12 protein-coding genes are annotated in these 15,704 nt (G+C 61.1%); 9 read left to right on the top strand and 3 right to left on the bottom strand.

What is annotated here, in order from left to right; all coding sequences use genetic code 11:
- Window positions 1-2: 2 nt before the first annotated feature.
- From flgD to JN756_RS24825, 3 genes are all read left to right on the top strand, one after another.
- Entirely contained in the window at window positions 3-728 is a 726-nt protein-coding gene (gene flgD, locus JN756_RS24835; protein ID WP_057005511.1) for a flagellar hook assembly protein FlgD, read from the top strand.
- Between the two features lie 31 nt (window positions 729-759).
- Window positions 760-2,076: a flagellar hook protein FlgE gene (flgE, locus tag JN756_RS24830; RefSeq protein WP_057005510.1), complete on the top strand. Its 1,317-nt coding sequence runs from the start codon at window positions 760-762 to the stop codon at window positions 2,074-2,076.
- 227 nt (window positions 2,077-2,303) lie between these two features.
- On the top strand, window positions 2,304-3,371 hold the full coding sequence (locus JN756_RS24825) for a hypothetical protein (RefSeq protein ID WP_236255059.1): 1,068 nt from the start codon (window positions 2,304-2,306) through the stop codon (window positions 3,369-3,371).
- Window positions 3,372-3,474: 103 nt separating this feature from the next.
- Here JN756_RS24825 and JN756_RS24820 read toward each other — a convergent pair whose 3' ends face one another.
- Entirely contained in the window at window positions 3,475-6,369 is a 2,895-nt protein-coding gene (locus tag JN756_RS24820) for a ribonucleoside-diphosphate reductase subunit alpha (RefSeq protein ID WP_046382345.1), read from the bottom strand.
- A gap of 785 nt (window positions 6,370-7,154) precedes the next feature.
- On the opposite strand from JN756_RS24820, the gene JN756_RS24815 reads away from it, so the two are divergent.
- Together JN756_RS24815 and JN756_RS24810 are read left to right on the top strand one after the other, a co-directional pair.
- Window positions 7,155-7,880, top strand: a complete 726-nt coding sequence (locus JN756_RS24815) for a response regulator (RefSeq protein WP_046382346.1) — start codon at window positions 7,155-7,157, stop codon at window positions 7,878-7,880.
- A complete protein-coding gene (locus JN756_RS24810) occupies window positions 7,877-9,487 on the top strand; it encodes an ATP-binding protein (RefSeq protein ID WP_046489255.1) in 1,611 nt (536 codons plus the stop codon). The genes JN756_RS24815 and JN756_RS24810 overlap by 4 nt, the downstream gene beginning before the upstream one ends.
- A 90-nt stretch (window positions 9,488-9,577) precedes the next feature.
- Here JN756_RS24810 and JN756_RS24805 read toward each other — a convergent pair whose 3' ends face one another.
- On the bottom strand, window positions 9,578-10,294 hold the full coding sequence (locus JN756_RS24805; protein WP_057005507.1) for a 4'-phosphopantetheinyl transferase family protein: 717 nt from the start codon (window positions 10,292-10,294) through the stop codon (window positions 9,578-9,580).
- Window positions 10,295-10,426: 132 nt separating this feature from the next.
- On the opposite strand from JN756_RS24805, the gene JN756_RS24800 reads away from it, so the two are divergent.
- From JN756_RS24800 to JN756_RS24790, 3 genes are read left to right on the top strand one after another with little or no spacing between them, the layout of a single operon-like run.
- Complete coding sequence (locus JN756_RS24800) at window positions 10,427-10,735, top strand: hypothetical protein (RefSeq protein ID WP_057005506.1); 309 nt, start codon at window positions 10,427-10,429, stop codon at window positions 10,733-10,735.
- An 18-nt stretch (window positions 10,736-10,753) separates the two neighbouring features.
- On the top strand, window positions 10,754-11,431 hold the full coding sequence (locus JN756_RS24795) for a response regulator (protein ID WP_046382350.1): 678 nt from the start codon (window positions 10,754-10,756) through the stop codon (window positions 11,429-11,431).
- Entirely contained in the window at window positions 11,428-12,774 is a 1,347-nt protein-coding gene (locus JN756_RS24790; protein WP_046382351.1) for an ATP-binding protein, read from the top strand. Before JN756_RS24795 ends, JN756_RS24790 begins: the two co-directional genes overlap by 4 nt.
- 21 nt (window positions 12,775-12,795) lie before the next feature.
- On the opposite strand, the gene JN756_RS24785 is transcribed toward JN756_RS24790, so the two are convergent.
- Entirely contained in the window at window positions 12,796-13,794 is a 999-nt protein-coding gene (locus JN756_RS24785) for an AraC family transcriptional regulator (RefSeq protein ID WP_046382352.1), read from the bottom strand.
- 339 nt (window positions 13,795-14,133) lie between these two features.
- Between JN756_RS24785 and JN756_RS24780 the strand changes: the two genes are divergently transcribed.
- Window positions 14,134-15,465 (top strand): dicarboxylate/amino acid:cation symporter, encoded by a 1,332-nt coding sequence (locus JN756_RS24780; RefSeq protein ID WP_201021456.1) that lies wholly within the window; start codon window positions 14,134-14,136, stop codon window positions 15,463-15,465.
- Window positions 15,466-15,704 lie beyond the last annotated feature (239 nt).

Here is a 15,704-nt window from a genome sequence, read left to right as displayed (position 1 = left end):
CAATGGCCATTGTTGATACGACGAACAACTCGGCAGTCCAGGACCTGTTCAACAGCAAGGTCAAGACTGCGACGGACAACAGCAGCCTCAGCACCGCCACCAAGACGGCAACGGGCAACCAGTCGCTGGGCAAGGATGCGTTCCTGCAACTGTTGGTGACCCAACTGAAGAACCAGAACCCGCTGTCGCCTCAGGACAACGGTGCGTTCGTGGCTCAGTTGGCGCAGTTCAGTAGCCTGGAAGGCATCAACACCCTGAACGACTCGGTAAACAGCATCTCCAGCAACTTCAGCTCGTCGCAAGCATTGCAGGCTTCGTCGCTGGTCGGTCGCTCGATCATTACCCAGACCGACAAGGCGCTGGTGGACACCAGCAAGAGCATGACCGGCTCGGTCGCAGTGACGGCGGCAACGGGCAACGTCTCGGTCAAGATCACCGACAAAGACGGTGTCGTGGTGCGTACCCTCGATATGGGCGCACAGAGCGCGGGCAGTTCCGACTTCATCTGGGATGGCAAGAACGCTGACGGTGAGGTCGCCCCGGCAGGGACTTACACCTTTACGGCCACCACCAAGAATGACGCGGGCGACGCAGTGGCTCTGGCCACTTCGCTGCCGGCGACGGTCACCAGCGTGACCCTGAGCAAGACCGGCGGCGAAATGCTGCTCAACCTTGCAGGCGGCATGGGCAGCGTCAAGCTGTCGCAAATTCAGACTATCGGTACATAGAGCCGGCTAGATACGGCAGAGGGAGAGAAACATGTCTTTTAACATCGGCCTGAGCGGCCTCTATGCGGCCAACAAACAACTGGACGTGACCGGCAACAACATCGCCAACGTCGCGACCACTGGCTTCAAATCGTCCCGTGCGGAATTCGCGGACATCTACGCGGCGTCCAAGCTGGGCACCGGCCAGAACAGCATCGGTAACGGTGTGAACCTGGCGGCCGTGTCCCAGCAATTCACCCAGGGCGACGTCAACAACAGTGGCGGCATCCTGGACATGGCGATCCAGGGCGGTGGCTTCTTCGTACAGAAGGGCAGCGACGGTTCGCTGGAATACACCCGTAGCGGTGCTTTCCGTGCAGACAAAGACGGCTACATCACCAACAACACCGGTACTTCGCGCCTGCAAGGCTACGCGGCGGATGACAACGGCAAGATCGTCAAGGGTGGCTTGGTCGACCTGCAACTCAACTTGTCGAACCTGCCGCCAAAAGCCTCCAGCACCGTCGATTCCACCAGTAACCTGAACTCCTCGGAGGCGGTGATCGACCAGGTGGCCAAGCCTTTCAACCCAACCGACACCAAGACCTTCACCACCCAGTACAGCACCACCTTGTACGACACCCAAGGCAACGCTCACCCGATGGTGCAGTACCTGGTGAAGACGGGTTCCAACCAATGGAACTCCTACACCCTGATCGACGGGCGTAACCCTGATGGTACCCCGATCAGTGGCGCAGGCGCGGTGGCACCTGTCGCGTCGACCCTGACGTTCGACACGGCCGGTAAGCTCGCTGGCGTGGTCACCCCGCCCAGCATAGTCTCCAACACCACCCTGACCATTTCCAACTGGAAACCGGGCACCGTGACCAACGGTGTATGGACTGCTAACGGCGCCGCTGCCAACACCGGCGGTATTGCGGTCAACATGGCGAATATCACCCAGTACAATTCGGCCAGCTATCGCAACCCACCGGTCACCGATGGCTATGCCACCGGCCAGATCACCGGGCTGAAAATCGACGGCAGCGGTGTACTGTTCGCCACCTTCAGCAACCAGCAGAGCAAGGCCATTGGCCAGATCTCCCTGGCCAGCTTCAACAACGAACAAGGCCTGCAACCGGCAGGCGGCACGGCCTGGAGAGAGACCTTTGCCTCGGGCCAACCGGGATACGACACCCCTCAAGCCGGCACCCTCGGTTCGATCGTGGCCAACTCCCTGGAGAACTCCAACGTCAACCTGACCAACGAGCTGGTGGACCTGATCAAGGCCCAGAGCAACTACCAGGCGAACGCCAAGACCATCTCCACCCAGAGCACCATCATGCAGACCATCATCCAGATGACCTGATGCGCTAACGCTGCACAAGAAGCCCCTCGATCGAGGGGCTTTTTTTTGCGTTTTATTTGGCATCAGGACCTTTTCCCACCCCCGATGCGGTTACGAGATGACACGCCTTTGTTGGAACGCACCACACCTGTCTTTCCACCTATCAAGCCGAGAGGCGTTGGGTTGTTTCATTACCTGGGAGAGGCGGTATGTGGAATTCATCGATATCCGGCCAAGGGGCTGGGGGGATGCGTTACGAGGGGGGGTGGGGAGGACAGTACCAGAAGGGGGTCAACCAGTCTGATGGCACCAAGGACGACAAGGGGGCCGTCAAGGACAGTATCACGAAGCTGATCAAGGAGCTTGAAGATGCCGAAAAAACCTCCAAGAACCAGACGGCCCAGGAGCTGCGGGACAAGCTGAATGAAAAGCGAAAGGAGCTCGGCGAAGAGAAGTTCAAGGAGATCCTCGAAGAGGTGAAGAAAGACGCGCCTGAGGGCTTTCAGGCGTTCATGAAGAGAGCCTTCCCGGAGGAATTTCCGGATGGCCCGGATGCGCCGCCGTCACCAGCACCGTCTCCATCCCCCTCTCCGGACGGCGGTGGGGGAGGGGGGGGCGGCGGCGGCGGCGGCGGCGGTGGAGGCGGTGGAGGCGGCGGCGGTGGTTTCGGCCCCAGCGAGTCCATGAGCGACAAGCCGATTACCGAAGGCGCGAAGCATTTCGACTACAAGCCCGATGACAGCGAGCCGGGGAAAAAACCGGAGAATATCTGGAGCGGCTTCAGACAGGGGCCGGACGGCAATTGCGTGACGGTTTCAGCGATTAAAGCCGCCATGATGCAATTTGGCGAGAAGCCCACCGACGTCTTCAAAGAGGTCAAAGAGACGGGTAATGGCTACTCTGTGACCATGCGCGATGGTGTCAAGGTTGACCTGACCAAGGATGAAGTGCGGCTGGCTGCCACTCATGCACGTTTCCAGGGCGATGACCCGAAAATGATGACCAACGCCAATTTCATGTTTGCCGTCAGCGCAAAACGCGCGCAATTGGAAAACAACGACGGCACTGCCGGACGCAGCTTTCTGGATGGCATACGTACCCTCAATGACGGCGAGTACAGCCGGGAAGGCTTGGACCGTCTGGGCTTGCGCAAAAATTACCGGCAGGCCACGGATGCCGACTTGCGAAGCGGCAAGGTGGGGACGGTGGAGTATGGCGGTCATTCGATGGCGGTGATCGGTGGCCGGATTGAACTGTGGGGCAAGCGGGGCGGGGTACCCCGGTCGGGGATTGCGACCATATTGTTCGACGACTGACGAGCCTTTGCCCAGGCAAAAGAAAACCCCGATAAACCCAACTGCAGCAAGGGAATATCGGGGTTTTCCAATCCCGGGCCATCAAGCCCGGAACGTGCTCAGCTTATTGGCAGGCTTCGCAATCCGGCTCGTCGATCGCGCAGGCTTTCGGCACGGGGGCCGGGCCGGCCGGTGCGGCGAGCACCGAGTCATCACCGTGGTTGCCGCTGGAAACCGCGTTCAGCTTGCCGGTGTTGATGGTCGACTTCTCGGTGCTGGTCGCGGCCAGGGCACGGAGGTAGTAAGTGGTTTTCAGGCCACGGTACCAAGCCATGCGGTAGGTCACGTCGAGCTTCTTGCCCGAAGCGCCGGCGATGTACAGGTTCAGCGACTGCGCCTGGTCGATCCACTTCTGGCGACGGCTGGCGGCGTCAACGATCCATTTGGTGTCCACTTCGAAGGCAGTCGCGTAGAGCTCTTTGAGTTCTTGCGGGATGCGCTCGATCTGCTGCACCGAACCGTCGTAGTACTTCAGGTCGTTGATCATGACCGAGTCCCACAGGCCGCGGGCTTTCAGGTCGCGAACCAGGTACGGGTTGATCACGGTGAATTCGCCCGACAGGTTCGATTTCACATACAGGTTCTGGTAGGTCGGTTCGATCGACTGCGACACGCCAGTGATGTTGGCGATGGTCGCGGTCGGTGCGATGGCCATGATGTTGGAGTTACGGATACCTTTCTGCACACGGGCACGTACCGGCGCCCAGTCCAGGGATTCGTTCAGGTCAACGTCGATGTACTTCTGGCCACGTTGCGCGATCAGGATCTGTTGCGAATCCAGCGGCAGGATGCCTTTGGACCACAGCGAGCCCTGGAACGTCTCGTAGGCGCCGCGCTCGTCGGCCAGGTCGCAGGAAGCCTGGATCGCGTAGTAGCTGACCGCTTCCATGGACTTGTCGGCGAACTCGACCGCGGCGTCCGAACCGTAAGGAATGTGCTGCAGGTACAAAGCGTCCTGGAAGCCCATGATCCCCAGGCCAACCGGACGGTGCTTGAAGTTGGAGTTCTGCGCCTGTGGCACCGAGTAGTAGTTGATGTCGATCACGTTATCGAGCATGCGAACAGCGGTGTTGACAGTGCGCTCCAGCTTGGCGGTGTCCAGCTTGCCGTTGACGATGTGGTTCGGCAGGTTGATCGAGCCCAGGTTGCAAACAGCGATCTCGTCCTTGTTGGTGTTCAAGGTGATCTCGGTGCACAGGTTCGAGCTGTGGACCACGCCTACGTGCTGCTGCGGGCTGCGCAGGTTGCACGGGTCTTTGAAGGTCAGCCATGGGTGGCCGGTTTCAAACAGCATGGACAGCATTTTACGCCACAGGTCTTTGGCCTGGATGGTCTTGAACAGCTTGACCTTGCCTGGGTACTCGGTGAGGGCTTCGTAGTACTCGTAGCGCTCTTCGAAGGCCTTGCCGGTCAGGTCGTGCAGGTCCGGCACTTCGGACGGCGAGAACAGGGTCCACTTGCCGTCGTCGAAGACACGCTTCATGAACAGGTCAGGAATCCAGTTGGCGGTGTTCATGTCGTGGGTACGACGACGGTCATCGCCGGTGTTCTTGCGCAGCTCGATGAACTCTTCAATGTCCATGTGCCAGGTTTCCAGGTAGGCACATACAGCGCCTTTGCGCTTGCCGCCCTGGTTGACCGCTACGGCGGTGTCGTTGACGACTTTCAGGAACGGCACAACGCCCTGGGACTTGCCGTTGGTGCCCTTGATGTACGAACCCAGCGCGCGCACCGGGGTCCAGTCGTTACCCAGGCCGCCGGCGAATTTGGACAGCATGGCGTTGTCGTGGATCGCGTGGTAGATGCCCGACAGGTCGTCCGGCACGGTGGTCAGGTAGCAGCTCGACAGCTGTGGACGCAGGGTACCGGCGTTGAACAGGGTCGGCGTGGACGACATGTAGTCGAAGGACGACAACAGGTTGTAGAACTCGATGGCACGGTCTTCTTTGTGCTTCTCTTCAATCGCCAGGCCCATGGCCACGCGCATGAAGAACACTTGCGGCAGTTCGAAGCGGATACCGTCCTTGTGGATGAAGTAACGGTCGTACAGGGTTTGCAGGCCCAGGTAGGTGAACTGCTGGTCGCGCTCGTGGTTGATCGCCTTGCCGAGTTTTTCCAGGTCGAAGGTGGCCAGGACCGGGTTCAGCAATTCGTATTCGATACCCTTGGCGATGTAGGCCGGCAGGGCCTTGGCATAGAGGTCGGCCATCTCGTGGTGGGTGGCGCTGTCGGCCACGCCGAGGAAGCCCAGGCCTTCGGCACGCAGGGTGTCCATCAACAGGCGCGCGGTGACGAACGAGTAGTTCGGCTCGCGTTCAACCAGGGTACGGGCGGTCATCACCAGGGCGGTGTTGACGTCGGTCAGGGCCACGCCGTCGTACAGGTTTTTCAGGGTTTCGCGCTGGATCAGGTCGCCGTCGACTTCTTCCAGGCCTTCGCAGGCCTCGGTGATGATGGTGTTCAGGCGGCCCAGGTCCAGCGGCGCGAAGGTGCCGTCGGCCAGGGTGATGCGGATCGATGGGTGCGCGTGTACAGCGGCTTCGTCGGCCGGGGAGCGAACGGCACGTTCCTTGGCGCGCGAATCACGGTAGATCACGTAGTCGCGGGCGACTTTCTGCTCGCCGGCACGCATCAGGGCCAGTTCGACCTGGTCCTGGATTTCTTCGATGTGGATGGTGCCGCCCGAAGGCATGCGACGCTTGAAGGTCGCGGTGACTTGTTCGGTCAGGCGGGCAACGGTGTCGTGGATGCGCGACGAGGCGGCAGCGTTGCCGCCTTCAACTGCAAGAAACGCTTTGGTGATGGCGACGGTGATTTTGTCATCGGTGTAAGGAACGACAGTGCCGTTACGCTTGATCACGCGCAGTTGGCCGGGTGCAGTGGCGGACAGATCCATATTCGAATCAGCGGCCTGCGGCACGGAGCCCTGCGGGTTCTCGCGAGTTGTGTCGGTTTGCATGGGGGGTTGTCTCCACATTCTATATTTATTTGGGCACCATCACGGTGCCCACCGTTCCGTCCTGAAGCACTTACAGCAGGCCTTGGCCTGGCATAACAACTTCGGGACAGGAGGAAGGGGGGCTTATCGCGCCGCTTCCATGCCGAAGTCTTCGGTTTGGCGCTCAAAAGCGCCTCGCCGTATTCCTGGTGGGTGACAGTTGCCCGGTTCAAGCACTGCAACACCCGTACCGTTTTACGCTGTTGGAGCGCTAAAACGGTTGCCATCCGCATGAGCGGTTTGGGCTTTCAAAAAATGCTGGAGTTGGACCAAACAGGAGCAAGAAAGGGCTTGAGTTTCTTGTCTGATTTGTGTTTGGTCTTTTAGTTCAAAACCCTACATGTAGGGTTTTTTTGGCGCCGAGGTACAAGATAATGCGTTTTTGGAGGCTTAGCAATCCAGGGCCTGTGGATAACGCTGTGAGTAAAATGTGTATGAAACGTAGAATGCCCGTGTAGGCCGCAGTACTGCTGGACCGCGCCGTTTGTCACTGAATATTCCAAGAAAAAAACGGCTCTTTGGATTTTTGAGGGCGCGAACCCTATCACAAAAAAACCGCATCACCGAATGCATTTCCTGGCTTGTGTTCGAGGGTTGGGGCATGGCTACAATCGATCATTGTTATGCCCTCACAACATTACAAATAAGGTGTGGCTGGCGAAGATCAACATGTGGGAGGGAGCAAGTCCCCTCCCACATTTGATCGAGCAGACCAACCAATCCCCTAATAACAACGAGGATTACCTGTGGAGCATGAAGCCTGGCAAATCCTGATCGTCGAGGATGACGAGCGATTGGCCGAGTTGACCCGTGATTACCTGGAGAGCAACGGCCTGCGCGTGTCGGTGGAAAGCGACGGCGCCCAGGCTGCGGCGCGGATCATCGCCGAACAGCCGGACCTGGTGATTCTCGACCTGATGCTGCCCGGCGAAGATGGCCTGAGCATCTGCCGCAAGGTGCGCGAGCGCTACGACGGGGTGATCCTCATGCTCACCGCGCGTACCGACGACATGGACCAGGTATTGGGCCTGGACATGGGCGCCGACGACTACGTGTGCAAACCCGTGCGCCCGCGCCTGCTGCTGGCGCGTATCCAGGCCCTGTTGCGCCGCAGCGAGCCGGCGGAACCGGCCGTCGCGCAAAACCAGCGCCGCCTGCAATTCGGCCCGCTGCTCGTGGATAACGCCTTGCGCGAAGCCTGGCTGCAGGGCGACGGCATCGAACTGACCAGCGCCGAGTTCGACCTGCTGTGGCTGCTGGTGGCGAATGCCGGGCGCATCCTGTCGCGCGAAGAAATCTTCATCGCCCTGCGCGGCATCGGCTACGACGGCCAGGACCGCTCGATCGACGTGCGTATCTCGCGCATCCGTCCGAAGATCGGCGACGATCCGATCCACCCGCGCCTGATCAAGACCGTGCGCAGCAAAGGCTATCTGTTCGTCCCCGAAGCCGCTGGCGACATACCGCTGTGAACTCGATCTTCCTGCGCATCTACGGCGGCATGTGCGCGGCGCTGATCCTGGTGGCGCTGCTGGGCGTGCTGGCGTTGCACCTGCTCAACGACGTGCGCAGCGGGCAGTACCGTGAGCGTCTGGCCCACGGCACCTTTGCCTTGATGGGCGACAACCTGCAACCCATGAGCGCGATCGAGCGCCAGCGCGCACTGGCGGTGTGGGAGCGCCTGTTGGGCATTCCCCTGATGCTGCGCACGTACACCGATGCCCAACTGGACCTCGGCCAACGCACCCGCCTGCAGCATGGCCAGGTGCTGGTGCAACAGACCGGCCCCCATGCGGCGCGGGTCCTGCGTTTGGTCAGCGAGCAGGATCAGTTGGTGCTGGAAGGTGAAGTGCAACAGATCAGCGAGCAATTGGCGCGGGCGACGATCTACCTGTTGGCCGACGAGTTGGTGCGTTTTCCGGTGGCCGAGCAACCGCAACGCCTGGCGGATATAAAGGAAGCCAAAGGGTTTGGCTTCGAGATGCACCTGATGGCCCTCGATCAGGCCGATATGGACGACGACCAGCGCCGCCGCGTGTCGGAGGGCGATACGGTGATGGCGCTGGGCAAGGGCGGCGACTCGATTCGGGTGTTTGCCGGCATGGTCGGCACGCCCTGGGTGCTTGAAATCGGCCCGTTGTATCAAATGAACCCGTACCCGGCGCAATGGTTGATCCTGATCGCATTGATCGGCCTGACCCTGATTGGCCTGATCGTCTATCTGTTGGTGCGTCAGCTCGAGCGCCGGCTCAGAGGCCTGGAGGCCGCTGCCACGCGTATTGCCAAAGGCAACCTGGAAGTGCGCGTGCCCGCGCGCGGCGCCGACTCGGTGGGGCGCCTGGCCGCCGCCTTCAATGGCATGGCCGAGCACCTGCAGCAGTTGCTCGCGATCCAGCGCGAACTGGTGCGCGCGGTGTCCCACGAGTTGCGCACCCCGGTGGCGCGCCTGCGTTTCGGCCTGGAGATGATCGGCGAGGCCGCCACCCCGCAGGCCCGGCGCAAATACCTCGAAGGTATGGACAGCGATATTCAGGACCTCGACGGCCTGGTCGACGAAATGCTCACCTACGCGCGCCTGGAGCAGGGCGCGCCGGAGCTGAATTTCCAGCGGGTCGACCTCAATGCGTTACTCGACCAGGTGATCGGCGAATTATCGCCACTGCGCCCGCAGGTCAGCGTGAGCCGTGGTATCTGCCTGTCATCGGTGCATTGGGACGATGCCTGGGTCGATGCCGAACCGCGCTACCTGCACCGCGCCCTGCAGAACCTGGTGAGCAATGCCATGCGCCATGCCCAGGGCCGGGTGCTGATCAGTTACCAGGTCGGCCAGGTGCGCTGCCGCATCGATGTGGAAGACGATGGCCCCGGCGTACCGGAAAGCGCCTGGGAACGCATCTTCACGCCGTTCCTGCGCCTGGACGACAGCCGAACCCGCGCCTCGGGCGGGCATGGCCTGGGCTTGTCGATTGTGCGGCGGATTATTCATTGGCATGGCGGGCGGGCATTGATCAGCAAGAGCAACAACCTGGGAGGGGCGTGCTTCAGCCTGAGTTGGCCACGGGACCAGGATAAATCCTGATACTGCTATCGGGAGCAAGCCGAACCCTCGCACCGCCCCTCTTGGAATGCATTCCAGTGTGGGAGGGGGCTTGCCCCCGATGACGCTAGATCAGACGCCGATTGCTACAAGGCTCAACAACTGTTCCCCATCCACCGCAAATTGCCCAACCAACTCCTTGCCGTGGCACCACTCGCCGGACAACTCCGTCAGCAGCCGCAACCGCATCTGGCCGTGCTCGGACCATTCCACCACTTCGGCATGCTCAAAGTAGAAGCGCTTCTGCACGATCGGGTAGAGCGCCTTGAACAGGCTCTCCTTGGCCGAAAACGTCAGTGTCACCAGCTGCGCATGTTGCTCACGCGGCAACCTGGCCATGCGCTGCAACTCATCGGCGGTGAGAATTTCCCCCGCCAGGCGTTCCGCGCGCTCCAGGCTCAGGACATTTTCCAGGTCCATCCCCAGCCCGCGCCATTGCGCCTTGTGCCCGACGATTGCCGCCGCGTGCCCGCTGCTGTGGGTGATGGAGCCGCTGATGTGCGGCGGCCACACCGGCGCCCGGTCTTCGCCGATTGCCGGCACGCAGTCCAGGTTATCGAGCTGTTGCAAGGCGGCGCGGGCGCATAACCGTCCGGCGAGAAACTCCGCCTGGCGCTTGGCCACCGAACGCTGGATGCTCGCCGGCGGCGGCACCGCGCTGCGTTGGAAATCACCGGCGATCAACAGGGCCGGATCAAAGCGCGTACTGAGCAACACCGTACCCGGCAAGGGATCGGGCAGTGGCCAATGGGCGTCGAGTGGGGTGCAGCAAGCGGGTAGGGGCGTCATGGGCGGTATTTTGCCGAGTTGGCGCGCCAGTGGATAGTCCGTAGCGGTTCAGGCCAGGTTCAGAGCCTGTTCAGGGGGAGTTCAGGGGCGCTTGCGTAGTGTGGGCCTACAGCCTACGTGGAGGTAAGTACCATGACTGCAATCAAGAAGCTGATGTTGGCGTTGACCATGTTCAGTGCCACCGCCGGGGCGCAGGCCAGCGATGGCGCCTTTGCGGCATTCGGTAGCGAGAGAACCAAGAAATCCAGCACGCTGATGCAGCGTGTGAGCTTCGAGGCGGTGCGCAGCCAGGCCGCGCCTTGGGGCCAGTCGCTGGGTTCGAGCAGCCCGCAGGCGACGTATCGTGCCGGCTATGAGCATCTTGGTGGCCAATACAATGGCATTAAACTGCGCCCGCAAGACCTGCAGGGCCGCTATGATATCCCTCTGTCGGACAGTTGATTTGCCTTGGAGAGCCTTATGAAATTGCTGGTCGTGGAAGATGAGGCTCTGTTGCGTCATCACCTGTATACCCGCCTGACCGACAGCGGGCACGTGGTCGAAGCCGTGGCCAACGCGGAGGAGGCCTTGTACCAGACTGGCCAATTCAACCATGACCTGGCGATCATCGACCTCGGCCTGCCCGGCATGGGCGGTCTTGATCTGATCCGCCAACTGCGCGCCCAGGACAAGACCTTCCCGATCCTGATCCTCACCGCTCGCGGCAACTGGCAGGACAAGGTCGAAGGCCTGGCCGCTGGCGCCGACGACTACGTGGTCAAGCCGTTCCAGTTCGAAGAACTGGAAGCGCGGATGAACGCGTTGCTGCGTCGTTCCAGCGGCTTTACCCAATCGACCATCGTCGCCGGCCCCTTGCTGCTGGACCTCAACCGCAAGCAGGCCTCGTTGGACGAGCAACCCCTGGCGCTGACCGCCTACGAGTACCGGATTCTCGAGTACCTGATGCGTCACCATCAGCAGGTAGTGCCCAAGGACCGCTTGATGGAGCAGCTCTACCCCGATGACGATGAGCGCGACCCGAATGTCATCGAAGTGCTGGTCGGCCGCCTGCGCCGTAAACTGGAAGGCCCGGGCGGGTTCAAGCCGATCGACACCGTGCGCGGCCTGGGCTATCTGTTCAATGAGCGCTGTCGTTGATTCGCTCGTTACGTGTGCGCTTGATGCTGGCGGCCGCCACCCTGGCCGTGCTGTTTATGCTGGGTTTGTTGCCGGCCATGCAGGGCGCGTTCAGCCTGGCCTTGCAGGACTCGATCGAGCAGCGCCTGGCGTCGGACGTCACCACCTTGATTTCGGCGGCGCGGGTTGAAAACAACCGCCTGCAAATGCCGGCGCAGTTGCCGGACGAACGCTTCAACCTCACCGATAGCCGGTTGCTCGGTTATATCTACGACCGCGAAGGCCATCTGGTGTGGCGCTCGCGGGCGACCCAGGAAGAAAACATCAACTACAGGCCGCGCTATGACGGGCGCGGGAATGAGTTTGCGCGGATTCGCGAGGGCAATGGCCAGGAATTCTTCGTGTATGACGTCGAGGTCAAGCTGCTCGGCGGCAAGAGTGCGGCGTTCAGCATCGTCGCGCTGCAACCGGTGCGCGAATACCAGTTGACCCTCGAAGGTCTGCGCGAAAACCTCTACCTGGGCTTCGGCGCGGCGTTGCTGGTGTTGCTGACGTTGCTCTGGCTGGGCCTGACCTGGGGCCTGCAAGCGTTGCGGCGCCTGAGCCAGGAGCTGGACCAGATCGAAGGCGGCACCCGCGAAAGCCTCAGCGAAGAACACCCGCGCGAACTGCTGCGCCTCACCGGGTCTCTCAACCGCTTGCTGCACAGTGAGCGCGAGCAGCGTACCCGCTACCGCGACTCCCTCGACGACTTGGCCCACAGCCTGAAAACCCCGCTGGCGGTGTTGCAGGGCGTGAGCGAAGACATGGCCCAGCGCCCCGAAGACCGCGACCAGGCCTGGGTGCTGCAATCGCAGATCGAACGCATGAGCCAGCAGATCAGCTACCAGTTGCAGCGCGCCAGCCTGCGTAAAAGCGGCCTGGTACGCCATCAGGTACGCCTGCAGCCGGTACTGCAAAGCCTGTGCGACACGCTGGACAAGGTCTACCGCGACAAGCACGTCAAAGTGAGCTTCGTATTGCCGGACGCGTGCGATGTGCCCATCGAAAAAGGCGCCTTGCTGGAACTGCTCGGCAACCTGCTGGAAAACGCCTACCGCCTGTGCCTGAGCGAAGTGCGTATCAGCCTGGTGGAAAGCCTGGATGGCATCGAACTGTGCATCGAAGATGACGGCCCCGGTGTGCCGCCCGACCAGCGCGCGCGGATTCTGCAACGGGGCGAGCGGCTGGACCGCCAGCACCCGGGGCAGGGGATCGGCCTGGCGGTGGTCAAGGACATCATTGAAAGCTACGGCGCGCGCCTGACCCTGGGCGACTCGCCTTTGGGGGGCGCGGCGTTCAAGATCCACTTTCCGGCCGTTTGACCTTCCTTGAGTGGCGCCTGCCTAACTCTCCTGTGCCCGATAAGCCCCCGGCGTCAATCCCGTCCACTTCTTGAACGCCCGATGAAACGCCGACGGCTCGGAGAACCCGAGCTGTTCGGCAATTTCCTGCAATGACAGATCCGCGCGTCCCAGGTGGTAAATGGCGATGTCCCGCCGCAGCTCATCCTTGAGCGCTTGAAAACTGCTGCCTTCTTCACGCAGATGTCGGCGCAGGGTCTGCGGGCTGATGTGCAAGTGCTGGGCAACGGCGTCCAGGTCCGGCCAGGGTGTGCGGTCACGGCTGAGCAGGCGGCGGATCTGGCTGCTCAAACTGTCGCCCTCATCGGGCCGCGACAACAAGTCGGCGGGGGAGCGCTGCAGGAAATGCTTGAGGGTGCGCTCGTCCTGCAGCAGCGGCAGGCTCAAGTAACGCGCAGGAAACACCAGGCTGCTGTTCGGTGCGTCGAACACCTGCGGGCAGGGAAACAACAGGTCGTATTCGCTGGCGTGGGCCGGCATCGGGTAGCTGAATGTGGCCTGCTGCAGGCGGATGCGCTGGCCGATCAACCAACTGCCGAGGCGATGCCAGATCAGCAGCAGGGATTCGCTGAGAAAGTGATCCGGGTCCCCGAGTTGGGAGTCGTCCAGGCTCAAGCGGGCCATTTCGCCTTCCCGTGTCAGCTGCCAACGCGGACCTTGTGGGAATAGGCTATAAAACAATAAGCCGCGTTCGAGAGCCTTCTCCAGGGTGCGGCAATGGATCAGCGCGTGGCACATCATGGCGAACGTGCCGCGCTTGCTCGGACCTTCGGCAAAGCCCAGGTATTCGTCGTCCAGCGCGAGCCAGAGCATTTGCAACAGCCGGGTAAATTGTTCCGGCGCGATGCGGGCGCGGGGTTCGTTCAGCAGTTCCGGGGTGATGCCCACCTGCTGCAACAGGCCCGAGTAGTCGTAGCCGGCCCGGCGCGCACCGCCGAGGGCCGCTCGGGCGTAGTGACTGGCGATGGTACGTTCGCGCATGCAAGGGCCTCGTCCATGGAAGGGCGGATGGTAGCCATCACCCGCTACAGCGACAAGGCGGATATCCGCCAAATTGTAGGACGAGATACGGCGAGTTGGCGGAAACCCGCCATGCAATGGACGGCGCTCAGGCGCGCCTTGATCCCTCCAGCCCTGATGTCTAAGGGGCTTCAGGCCGTTTAAGCAAAGTGGCACGACGTTTGCGATAAGGATTACAGCGCAGGCTTGGTCCTACAGGTCTCGCAAACAACAAATCCCTCCAGTGCAGGAGGGTTCGCAATTCAAGTGCCGTGGGCAATGGCGGATATTTGCCACACGGGACGATTGAGGAACTTTGCAATGACGACTCGTCAGCCACTGTACAAATCCCTGTATTTCCAGGTGATCGTTGCCATCGTTATCGGTATTTTGCTCGGTCACTTCTACCCGCAGACCGGTGTGGCGCTCAAGCCGCTGGGTGACGGGTTCATCAAACTGATCAAAATGGTCATCGCCCCGATCATCTTCTGCACCGTTGTCAGCGGCATCGCTGGCATGCAGAGCATGAAATCGGTCGGCAAAACCGGCGGCTACGCGCTGCTGTACTTCGAAGTCGTGTCCTCCATCGCCCTGTTGATCGGCCTGTTCGTGGTGAACGTCGTGCAGCCGGGCGCTGGCATGCACATCGACGTGGCCACCCTGGACGCATCCAAAGTGGCGGCCTACGTGACAGCTGGTAAAGACCAGAGCATCGTAGGGTTTATCCTCAATGTGATTCCAAACACCATCGTCGGCGCGTTCGCCAACGGTGACATCCTGCAAGTGCTGATGTTCTCGGTGATCTTCGGTTTCGCCCTGCATCGCCTGGGTGCCTACGGCAAGCCGGTGCTGGACTTCATCGATCGCTTCGCCCACGTGATGTTCAACATCATCAACATCATCATGAAGCTCGCGCCGATCGGTGCGCTGGGTGCCATGGCGTTCACCATCGGTGCCTACGGTGTCGGCTCCCTGGTGCAATTGGGCCAGTTGATGATCTGCTTCTACATCACCTGCGTCCTGTTCGTGGTGGTGGTGCTCGGCGCCATCTGCCGCGCGCACGGTTTCAGCGTGCTGAAACTGATCCGCTACATCCGTGAAGAGCTGCTGATCGTTCTGGGTACGTCCTCGTCTGAATCGGCACTGCCACGCATGCTGATCAAGATGGAGCGTCTGGGCGCGAAGAAATCCGTGGTTGGCCTGGTGATCCCGACTGGCTACTCGTTCAACCTCGACGGTACCTCGATCTACCTGACCATGGCTGCCGTGTTCATCGCCCAGGCGACTGACACCCACATGGATATCACCCATCAGATCACGTTGTTGCTGGTGCTGCTGCTGTCCTCCAAAGGTGCTGCAGGCGTGACCGGCAGTGGTTTCATTGTGCTGGCCGCGACCCTGTCGGCCGTGGGCCACCTGCCGGTTGCCGGCCTGGCGCTGATCCTCGGCATCGACCGCTTCATGTCCGAAGCCCGTGCGCTGACCAACCTGGTCGGTAACGCCGTGGCGACCCTGGTTGTCGCCAAGTGGGTCAAGGAGCTGGACGAAGACAAGCTGCAAGTCGAGCTGGCTTCCGGTGGTCGTGGGATCTCCGACACTCGTGAAGAAGATGATCTGGGCGTGGCCGAAGGCCCTGCGCCGGTGATCAAGTAACCCGCTGATGGCGTGAACTGACGCCCACAGCAATCCGCAAACGCCCCGACTGGTTCGGGGCGTTTGCGTTTCTGCGCGGCCAAATTCGAATTTTTTGGTTTACAGTTAGTCAATGCTCCATCAAAGGCCCGGTGAAGATCCGTCTTCGCAAGAGAGCCTCCTCAGCCTGAGCCCATCTGCGTGCACCCGAACCAGCGATACCTTTCGCAGCAGATGGCTCGCCCCTAAATGCAAAAAAT

This window comes from Pseudomonas sp. Y39-6, assembly GCF_023651955.1.
In the GTDB taxonomy this organism is placed as follows: domain Bacteria; phylum Pseudomonadota; class Gammaproteobacteria; order Pseudomonadales; family Pseudomonadaceae; genus Aquipseudomonas; species Aquipseudomonas veronii.
This window is presented reverse-complemented; position numbering and strand designations above follow the sequence as displayed.

Bases quoted from the DNA above. Each gene is read 5' to 3' on its own strand.
- flgD (WP_057005511.1), top strand. From the start codon at position 3: ATGGCCATTGTTGATACGACGAACAACTCGGCAGTCCAGGACCTGTTC.
- flgE (WP_057005510.1), top strand. From the start codon at position 760: ATGTCTTTTAACATCGGCCTGAGCGGCCTCTATGCGGCCAACAAACAA.
- JN756_RS24825 (WP_236255059.1), top strand. From the start codon at position 2,304: ATGCGTTACGAGGGGGGGTGGGGAGGACAGTACCAGAAGGGGGTCAAC.
- JN756_RS24820 (WP_046382345.1), bottom strand. From the start codon at position 6,369: ATGCAAACCGACACAACTCGCGAGAACCCGCAGGGCTCCGTGCCGCAG.
- JN756_RS24805 (WP_057005507.1), bottom strand. From the start codon at position 10,294: ATGACGCCCCTACCCGCTTGCTGCACCCCACTCGACGCCCATTGGCCA.
- JN756_RS24800 (WP_057005506.1), top strand. From the start codon at position 10,427: ATGACTGCAATCAAGAAGCTGATGTTGGCGTTGACCATGTTCAGTGCC.
- JN756_RS24795 (WP_046382350.1), top strand. From the start codon at position 10,754: ATGAAATTGCTGGTCGTGGAAGATGAGGCTCTGTTGCGTCATCACCTG.
- JN756_RS24785 (WP_046382352.1), bottom strand. From the start codon at position 13,794: ATGCGCGAACGTACCATCGCCAGTCACTACGCCCGAGCGGCCCTCGGC.
- JN756_RS24780 (WP_201021456.1), top strand. From the start codon at position 14,134: ATGACGACTCGTCAGCCACTGTACAAATCCCTGTATTTCCAGGTGATC.